This window comes from Streptomyces sp. WAC05292 (assembly GCF_003949955.1).
Lineage (GTDB): Bacteria > Actinomycetota > Actinomycetes > Streptomycetales > Streptomycetaceae > Streptomyces > Streptomyces globosus.
Genome location: NZ_RPSE01000272.1, coordinates 1 through 8,622, shown reverse-complemented (window position 1 = coordinate 8,622; position 8,622 = coordinate 1). Strand labels below are relative to the sequence as shown.

The following is an 8,622-nucleotide window of genomic DNA, read 5'->3' as shown; positions in this document are numbered from 1 at the left end:
GGAGTCGGGAGCGGCGGGAGCGGCGGGAGCGGCGGGAGCGGCGGCGGAGGGTCGGCGACGCGGGAGCGGCAGGAGCTGCTCAGCGCGGCAGCGCTCGGCGTCTTCGGCCTGAACGGCCGCTTCCTCGCCCTCTCGGAGGAGCTGGCCCGGCCGGCCGGCCTGACCGCGGCGCGCTGGCAGGTGCTCGGCGCGGTCCTGCGGGAACCGCTGCCCGTGGCCGGCATCGCCCGCGCCATGGGCATCACCCGGCAGAGCGTCCAGCGCGTGGCGGACCTGCTGGCCGCGCAGGGGCTCGCCGAGTATGTGCCCAACCCGGCGCACCGGCGCGCGAAGCTGCTGCGCCCCACCCGCGAGGGGCGCGCGGCGGTCGCCCGCATCGGACCGGCGCACGCGGCGGCGGCGACAGCACTGGCGGAGCACCTCGGCGACGAGGCGTTCCGGGAGGTCGTGGCCGCACTGGACCGGCTGGCCGCGGCCATGGACGCCCTCCCCGGGCCGCCCGCTCCCCCCGCCGGCGTCTGAGCAGCCGTGCGTGTCGAGGCCGACGACTGCGCGGACAGCGCCTGCCGGGCGGGCGGCGCCGCCTGCCGGGCGCGGGCGGCGGCGCCTGCCGGATGCGGACACGTCGCCTGCCGGGTGCGGGCAGCCCGGCAGACGGCCGCCGTGGGCATCGGTGCGGGGCTGCGGCAGACTGGCCGCGTGCTGACGCAACTCGCCGCCGCCACAGGCGTCCTGGCGCTCCTGACGCTCGTCCCCGGCCCCGACATGGCCGTCGTGACCCGGCGCGCCGTGGCCCGCGGTCGGGCGGACGGCCTGCGCACGGTGGCCGGGATCACCACCGGCCTGCTCCTGTGGGGCGTGCTCACCGTCGCCGGACTGGCCGCGCTGCTGGCCGCGTCGGCCGAGGTGTACCTGGTGGTGAAGCTCGCGGGGGCGGCGTACCTGTGCTTCCTCGGCGTGCAGTCCCTGCGGCGGCCGGGCGCGGGCGGCGCGCAGTCCGTGCCCGGGCCGGGAGCGGCTCCCGCGGAGGGACCGGCCGGCGGGGCGTGGCGGACGGGCCTGGCCGCCAACGCCCTCAATCCGAAGATCGCCGTCTTCTACACCGGGCTGCTGCCCGCCCTCGCCCCGTCCGGTCTTCGCCCCGCGGCGGGCATGGCGCTGCTCGTGCTGGTCCACGTGCTGCTGACGGCGGCCTGGCTGGCCACGTACGTGTATGTCCTGTCGATGGCCCGGCGGTTCTTCACCCGCCCTCGCGTGCGCCGGACCCTGGACCGGGTGACCGGGGTCGTCCTCATCGGGTTCGGCGTCCGCGTCGCGACGACGGCCTGACCGGCCGGACGGTCAGGCGAGCCGGTCGAGTTCCTCGCCGATGGCGGTGCGCAGGCCCTCGTGCCGGGCGCCGAGTTCGTGCTCGGTCCCCCTCCAGTACTCCTCCCCGTACAGCCAGACGGGCAGTCGGACCAGGTCGGCCGACTCCCAGTCGTAGCGCGGCCACACGTGCGCGTGCAGGTACGGGTCGGTGTTGCCCAGGATCTCGATGTTGACGCGGCGGAAGGCCGGGTCGAGGCGGCGGCAGGCGAGTTCGACGGCCTCGGCGAGCCGCTCCATGTCGGCGAGGTACGCGGTCCTGCGCGGCCGGGGCAGGTCCGAGAGCCGGGTCACCGAGGGGTCGTCGGTGAGGAGGACGGAGTAGCCGGGCAGGAACTGCCGGTCCCCGATCACTGCGAAGCCCTGGTCGAGGCGGCGCATGACGGTGGGGTTCTCCCCGCGGTGCGCGCTGCCTATGCGGTCGTTGCGCCAGTCGGTGTCGATCATGTGGGAAGCGTAGGCGGCTGCCGTCGGCACCGGCCCGGAAAGGGGAAGTCCGGCCCGCCGGGGAGGCGCGACGGCGTCGGGGGCGGGCGGCGGTCGCCGCGGGGATGCATCCCGGAGGGGGGTTTCCGTTCGCCTGTCGGGGTGCGGGCGGGTAGCTCGCAGGTCTCCTCTGTCATACCTGAGAGCCATTCAGAAAGGGCGCTCTGCGGCGGGACGCGGGCGATGGACCCTGATCCATAACTTCGTCGTGGGAGGCGGGAACCGGCCGCGAAGGCCCGGCCGCCCCCGCCGGCAGCGCGACATGCGCAGGACGAAGGAGCAGGGACCGCGATGACCAGCCGACGCGAAGGACGCCCCGGAGGCCGCCGTGAGGGACACCGCCTGCGCGGCCGCCTGCGCCGCACCCTGCTGGCCGGCGCGGTCGCCGCGGCCGTGGTGCTGCCCGTGTCCGCGGCCGCCTCCCCGGCCGTGCCCGCGCCCGTACCGGCCGCCGTCGGCGAACGGGAGCCGCTGCCCGCCGTGTACGCCGCGCACCGCGCCGGTCTCGCCGAGGCCGCCCGCATGGCCGCGGACGCCGGCCGCCCCGGCCGGGCGACCCGGCTGCACGCCATGGAGGCGGGCGGGGCCGCGCAGTTCCTCGCCTTCGACGGCAGGGGGACGGGCCGCGCGGTGGAGGTGTTCGGCGACCTCGCGACGGCCGACCGGATAGCGGTGCTGGTCCCCGGATCCGACACCACGCTGGACACCTACCAGCGGTTCAGGGAGGGCGCCTCCGCCCTCCACGCGCGGCTTTCCGCGGACCACCCCCGGTCCGCTGTGGTCGCCTGGCTCGGGTACGAGACGCCCGGCACCGTCAGCACGACCGTCCTGACCGCCGGCCGGGCGGACGAGGCCGCCGCCCGACTCGGCCCGTTCCTCTCCCGCCTGGCGCGCCTCGCCTCGCCCGGAGCCCGGATGTCCCTGCTGTGCCACTCCTACGGGACGGTGGTCTGCGCCCGCACGGCCACCGGCTCCGCCGTCACCGACGTGGTCCTGTACGGCAGCCCCGGCACGGGCGCCGACTCGGCGGCCGGGCTGCCCACCGCCGCCCGGGTCTGGGCCGGCCGCGGCGGATCGGACTGGATCGGGAACGTGCCGCACGTCCGCCTCGGGCAGGTCGGGTTCGGCACCGACCCGGTCGACCCGGCCTTCGGAGCCCGCCCGTTCCGGGCCGGCCGAGGCGGCCACAGCGACTACCTGAAGCCCGGCACCGAATCCCTGGACAGCCTGGCCGGCATCGTCCTCGGCACCGCCGACGGCGGGGCGGGCCGGGCCGGCGCCGCCCAGGAGGTGCCCCGTGCGTAGGCTCCGGGCCCGCTGGTCCGCCGTCGCCGACCGGGTCGAGGCGGGCACCCCCGCCGACCGGGACCGGTCCGTGGACGCCCTGCGGGCCCTCGCCATCCTCGGCGTCGTGCTCGGCCACTGGCTGGTGACGGCGATCACCTCCTCTGAGGGCGCGCTCGCCACCACCAGCCCGCTCACCCGCATGCCGTGGTTGGCGCCCGTTTCGTGGGTGCTCCAGACGCTGGCCGTGTTCTTCTTCGTCGGCGGCCTGGTCGCCGCCCGCGGCCACGCCTGCGCCCGGGAGCGCGGCGTGCCGTACGGGGCCTGGGTGGGCCGGCGGCTGTCCCGGCTGTTCCGGCCGGTCGCCGCGGTGCTCGGCCTGTGGACGGTGGCCGCGGGCGGGATGCTGCTGGGCGGGGCGGCATGGGAGACGGTCCACGCGCTGCTGCGGCTCGTGCTGTCACCGCTGTGGTTCCTGCTGGTGTTCGCCGTGCTGACGGCGGCGACGCCGCTGGCGGTGCGGCTGCACCCGGTGTGGCCCGCGGCGGCGGTGGCCGCCGTCGACGTGTGGCGGTTCGGGTTCGGCGGGCCCGAGTGGGCCGGCTGGGTCAACGTGGCCGCGGGCTGGCTCGTCCCGTACAGCCTCGGCGCGGCCTGGGCGCGCGGGCGGCTCGACCGGCGCGGCCCGGCCCTGGCGCTGCTGGCCGGCGGGGCGGCGGGCACGGCGGTGCTGGTGGTGTGGGGCGGATTTCCGGCGTCCATGGTCGGCGTGCCCGGTGCGGCCGTGTCGAACCTGAATCCGCCGACCTCGGCCGCGGTCGCGTTCGGGCTGGCGCAGTGCGGGCTCGCGCTGCTGCTGCGGAAGCCGCTGGCGCGGGTTGTCGCCAGGCCGCGGGTGTGGGCGGCGGTCGCCCTGCTGAACCTGTCCGCGATGACCGTGTTCCTCTGGCACCAGACGGCGATGATGGCCGTCACCGCGCTCGGCCTGACCTCCCCGGTCGAACTGCCCGGTCTGCACACCGCCCCCGACTCGGCGCTGTGGACAGCCGCCCGGCTGCTGTGGCTGCCGGTGTTCGCGGCCGCGCTGGCCGTCTGCCTGGCCGCGTTCCACGCGTACGAGCGCGGCGGGCGGGGCCGGCCGGACGGCGCCACCGCCGGGGCGGGGGACGGCGGCGGCTTCCGCCCGGCCGGGCCGGCCAGAAGGCAGGAGGCGTCCCGTGTCTAGGGTGGACGGCGTGAAGGAGCAGCACAGCACCCCGGCCGCGGCACCCGGTTCCGGCGCGGAAGCCGGTCGGCGGTTCGGGCCGCTGCGGACCCTGGCCGCGGAACTGTTCACGCTCGAACGCAACCCGCTGCCCGGGATGTCCCGGCCGCGGTGGCTGGCCCGACTGCCGCACCTGGCCCTCGGCTACGTGGCGGTGCTCTGCACCTTCCTGACGACCGAGCAGATGTCCTCCGACTACCGGGTGAGCGGCGGCTACCCGCTGCTCGCGGCCGTGGCGGGCGGCGCGTCGGTGGTCCTCGCCATGTTCCGGCCGATCGCCGGATGGTGGCTTGCGCTCGCGTCCGCGTTCATGGTGGCCGTGCAGACGCAGGACCGTGCCGGCGGGGGGCACGGCTGGCCGTGGACGCCCGCCGGCGTGGTGCTGTTCGCCTTCGTGGTGCTGCTCGTCGCACTGCGGGTGCCGGCCCGGGTGACCGCGGCGGTGGTCGGGCTGTCCGTCGCGTTCGGTGCCCTGGCCGAGGTGCGGTTCCGGCCGCCGGGCAGCGAGAGCACGATTCCCGCCACCCTGCTGCTGTTCACCTTCGCCGGTGTGCTCGGATACGCCCTGCGGGCCGGGCGCCTGGCCCGCAGCAAGCTCGTCGAGCAGGAAACCCTCACCGAGGAGGAGCGGGCCCGCAGGGCGCTGCTGGAGGAGCGCAGCCGCATAGCGCGCGAACTGCACGACGTCGTCGCCCACCACATGTCGGTCATCTCCATCCAGGCGCAGGTCGCCCCGCATCTGGTCGAGGACCCGCCACCGGAGCTCAGGGAGAACCTGGCCGGCATCAGGGAGAACGCCCTGGAGGCCCTCACCGAGCTGCGGCGGGTGCTGGGCGTGCTGCGCTCGGAGCAGGCCGGCGACCCGGCCGGCCCCCACCACCCGCAGCCCACGCTCGCCGAGTTGGAGGGGCTCGTCGGCAACGTGCGGAGCGCCGGACTGGAGGTGAGCACGGCGATCGCGGGGATCCGGCGGCCGTTGGCGCCCGGCGTGGAGCTCACCGCGTACCGGATCGTGCAGGAAGCCCTCAGCAACTGCCTTCGCCACGCGCCGGGATCGCAGGTGGAGGTCGGCATCGCGTACGGGCCGCGGGAGCTGCACCTGTGCGTCGCCAACACGGCGCCGACCCGCAAGGCCCCGCCCTCGCACGGTGCGGGGCACGGGCTGCTCGGCATGCGGGAGCGGGCGGGCATGCTGGGGGGCGAGCTCGCCGCGGGTCCGCGGCCGGGCGGCGGGTACGAGGTGAGCGCCGTGCTGCCCGTGGACCCTCGGACGAAGGACTAGAAGGACGCCATGACGACGACGGCCGAACCGATCCGGGTGATGATCGCCGACGATCAGATGATGGTGCGGCAGGGCTTCACCGTCCTGCTCAACGCACAGCCCGACATAGAGGTCGTCGGGCAGGCCGTGGACGGCGCGGACGCCGTGGCGAAGGCCGCCGAACTCGGTCCCGACGTGGTGCTGATGGACATCCGCATGCCGGGCATGGGCGGCATCGAGGCGACGTCGGTGATCACCGGGTCGGGCTCCGAGGCGAAGGTGCTCGTCCTGACGACCTTCGACCTCGACGAGTACGTGTACGAGGCGCTGCGGGCCGGCGCGTCCGGGTTCCTGCTGAAGGACGCCTCCGCGGACCAGCTGGCCGAGGCGGTGCGGGTCGTCGCGGCCGGTGAGGCGCTGCTGTCCCCGAACATCACCAAGCGGCTCATCACCGAGTTCTCGCGGCTCGGTGCGCCGCGCGCCCCCTCGAAGGCGCGGATCGCGGCGCTGACCGAGCGGGAGACGGAGGTGCTGGCGCTGATCGCCCAGGGGCTGTCCAACGCGGAGATCGCCGCGCGGCTCGTCGTGGCCGAGCAGACGGTGAAGACGCACGTGGGGCGGATCCTGGTGAAGCTCGGCCTGCGGGACCGCACGCAGGCGGCGGTCTTCGCGTACGAGACGGGTCTGGTCCGTCCGGCGGGCTACTGAGGGCCCCGGGTAGTACCTGAGGGGGAGGCCCGCAGATCCCCTTGTGCGGCGACGCGGACGAAAGGGCCCCAGACCTACGGTGGTGCCATGACCGAGAAGACTTCCGGGGCCCATCCCGGGACCCCCGAGATCCGGCTGGCTTCGGGCATCCTCCGAAGCCTTCGCGAGGAGCTCCTCACCGATGCTTTCGCGTACCGGCCGCTGCCGCCGATGCGCACGGACGGCCCGCTGGTGCGCCGGCTCCCCGCGGGGATACGGGCGAAGGCGCCGTTCCTGCCGCATGCGGCGGTCGCCGGCGCGGCCCTGCTGGTGGCGCTCGTCATGCTCGGCACCAACGACTCCGTGTGGCCGCCGGCGGCGCTGCTGCTGGCGGCGATCGCGGCGGCGCCGGCGCTGATGACGCTGGTCCGGCCCGTAGGGGCGTTCTGGGCGGCCCTCGCCTCGACCGCGGTACTCGCCGTGGCGGGCGCGGGGGAAGGGGAGGCCTGGCCGTGGGGGGCGGCGAGCTTCGTCTCCTACCTGTTCACCGTGACCGTCGTCGCGATGCGGACCCGGCCCCGGACCGCGGGCTGGATGTGGCTGGTCACGCTGCTGTTCGGGGTATCGGCCTGCGTCCTGGCCGGGCAGGACTCGGGTGACGCCGCCCCGATCCTGTTCCTGCTGGCGGTCTCGCTGCTGGTGGTGACGGTCCGGCACACCCGCCGGGAGGCGGAGCAGGAGGTGAGCGCCCAGGCGGAGGTCACCGCGGTCGAGCGGGACCGGCGGACGCTGCTGGAGGAGCGGACGACGATCGCGCGCGAACTCCACGACGTGGTGGCCCACCACATGTCGGTGGTGGCGATCCAGGCGGAGGCCGCGCCGTACCGGGTGAAGAACCCGCCGCAGGAGCTGGAGGCGGCGTTCGCGACGATCCGGGAGAACGCGGTGGCGGCGCTGACGGAGCTGCGCCGGGTGCTGGGAGTGGTCCGCTCCGAGGACTACGAGGCGCCCGACGCGCCGCAGCCGACGCTGGCCTCGCTGGACGGGCTCGTGGCCAATGTGCGGGAGGCCGGCCTGCGGGTGGAGAAGACGGTGACGGGCCCGGTGCGGGAGCTGCCGCAGGGCGTCGAGCTGTCGGCGTACCGGATCGTGCAGGAGGCCCTGAGCAACACCCTGCGCCATGCGCCGGGAGCCGCCGCCGACGTGGAGGTGTCGTACGTGCTGGGCGGGCTCGGGATACGCGTCGTCAACGGGGCGCCGACCGGGGACGTGCGGCCCTCGCCGGGTGCGGGGCACGGGATCACGGGCATGCGGGAGCGGGTCGCCATGCTGGAGGGGGAGATGACGGCCGGACAGACGGCGGAAGGCGGATACGAGGTGGCGGTGTTCATACCCGTGCGCGGGCAGGAAGCGGCCCGGGAGACGGCGCGGGAACAGGCATGACGATCAGGGTTCTCATCGTCGACGACCAGATGATGGTCCGGGAGGGCTTCTCGGTCCTGCTGAACGCGATGGACGGCATCGAGGTGGTCGGCGAGGCCGTCGACGGGCGGGAGGCCGTCGCACAGGTGGCGGCGCTCGGTCCGGACGTGGTGCTGATGGACGTCCGGATGCCGGTGATGAACGGATTGGAGGCGACGCGGGAGATCGCCGCCATGGGCACGGACGCGAAGGTGCTGGTCCTGACGACCTTCGACCTCGACGAGTACGTGTACCAGGCGCTGCGGGCCGGGGCGTCCGGGTTCCTGCTGAAGGACGCCTCCGCCAGGCAACTGGCGGAGGGGGTGCGGGTGGTGGCGTCCGGCGAGGCGCTGTTGGCGCCGACGGTCACGAAGCGGCTGATCCTTGAGTTCTCGCGGCTGTCGGCGGCGCCCCGGCCGGTCGGCGCCGGCGGGGTGGGGGAGTTGACGGACCGGGAGACGGAGGTCCTCGTCCTGATCGCGCAGGGTCTGTCGAATGCGGAGATCGCGGACCGGCTGGTGGTGGCTGAGTCCACCATCAAGACGCATGTCAGCCGGATCCTGGTGAAGCTGGGGCTGCGGGACCGGACGCAGGCGGCGGTCTTCGCCTACGAGACCCGCCTCGTCACGCCCGCGTAGCCGGGCCGACGCGGTCGGGCTGCCCCGCGGGGGGCGAGGACCTAGGTGTATTGACCCGGGAGGTTGTGGACGGGTGGTGCAGGTCTCGGTTGTGGGGTCTTGAACGGGTGAGGGCCTTCCGGGTTCGGTGTGGATTGCGACGTCTACACCGACCAGAAAGGCCCTCGTGCCCC

General features: G+C 75.2%; 9 protein-coding genes. 8 read left to right on the top strand and 1 reads right to left on the bottom strand.

Features of this window, described 5'->3' with window-relative positions; all coding sequences use genetic code 11:
• Positions 1-75 precede the first annotated feature (75 nt).
• On the top strand, positions 76-522 hold the full coding sequence (locus tag EF903_RS23495) for a MarR family winged helix-turn-helix transcriptional regulator (protein WP_125546264.1): 447 nt from the start codon (positions 76-78) through the stop codon (positions 520-522).
• 177 nt (positions 523-699) lie between these two features.
• Positions 700-1,329 carry a LysE family translocator gene (locus EF903_RS23490; RefSeq protein ID WP_125546258.1) on the top strand — a complete coding sequence of 210 codons (630 nt, stop codon included), beginning with the start codon at positions 700-702 and terminating at the stop codon, positions 1,327-1,329.
• A 12-nt stretch (positions 1,330-1,341) separates the two neighbouring features.
• On the opposite strand, the gene EF903_RS23485 is transcribed toward EF903_RS23490, so the two are convergent.
• Positions 1,342-1,815 (bottom strand): HIT family protein, encoded by a 474-nt coding sequence (locus EF903_RS23485; protein ID WP_185902783.1) that lies wholly within the window; start codon positions 1,813-1,815, stop codon positions 1,342-1,344.
• A gap of 330 nt (positions 1,816-2,145) precedes the next feature.
• Between EF903_RS23485 and EF903_RS23480 the strand changes: the two genes are divergently transcribed.
• From EF903_RS23480 to EF903_RS23455, 6 genes are all read left to right on the top strand, one after another.
• A complete protein-coding gene (locus EF903_RS23480; protein WP_125546256.1) occupies positions 2,146-3,159 on the top strand; it encodes an alpha/beta hydrolase in 1,014 nt (337 codons plus the stop codon).
• Entirely contained in the window at positions 3,152-4,363 is a 1,212-nt protein-coding gene (locus EF903_RS23475; RefSeq protein WP_125546254.1) for an acyltransferase, read from the top strand. Before EF903_RS23480 ends, EF903_RS23475 begins: the two co-directional genes overlap by 8 nt.
• Before the next feature lie 10 nt (positions 4,364-4,373).
• A complete protein-coding gene (locus tag EF903_RS23470; protein ID WP_260615826.1) occupies positions 4,374-5,684 on the top strand; it encodes a sensor histidine kinase in 1,311 nt (436 codons plus the stop codon).
• A 9-nt stretch (positions 5,685-5,693) separates the two neighbouring features.
• Entirely contained in the window at positions 5,694-6,371 is a 678-nt protein-coding gene (locus tag EF903_RS23465) for a response regulator transcription factor (RefSeq protein WP_125546252.1), read from the top strand.
• An 87-nt stretch (positions 6,372-6,458) separates the two neighbouring features.
• Positions 6,459-7,793, top strand: a complete 1,335-nt coding sequence (locus EF903_RS23460) for a sensor histidine kinase (RefSeq protein ID WP_125546250.1) — start codon at positions 6,459-6,461, stop codon at positions 7,791-7,793.
• On the top strand, positions 7,790-8,449 hold the full coding sequence (locus EF903_RS23455) for a response regulator transcription factor (RefSeq protein ID WP_125546248.1): 660 nt from the start codon (positions 7,790-7,792) through the stop codon (positions 8,447-8,449). Before EF903_RS23460 ends, EF903_RS23455 begins: the two co-directional genes overlap by 4 nt.
• Positions 8,450-8,622 lie beyond the last annotated feature (173 nt).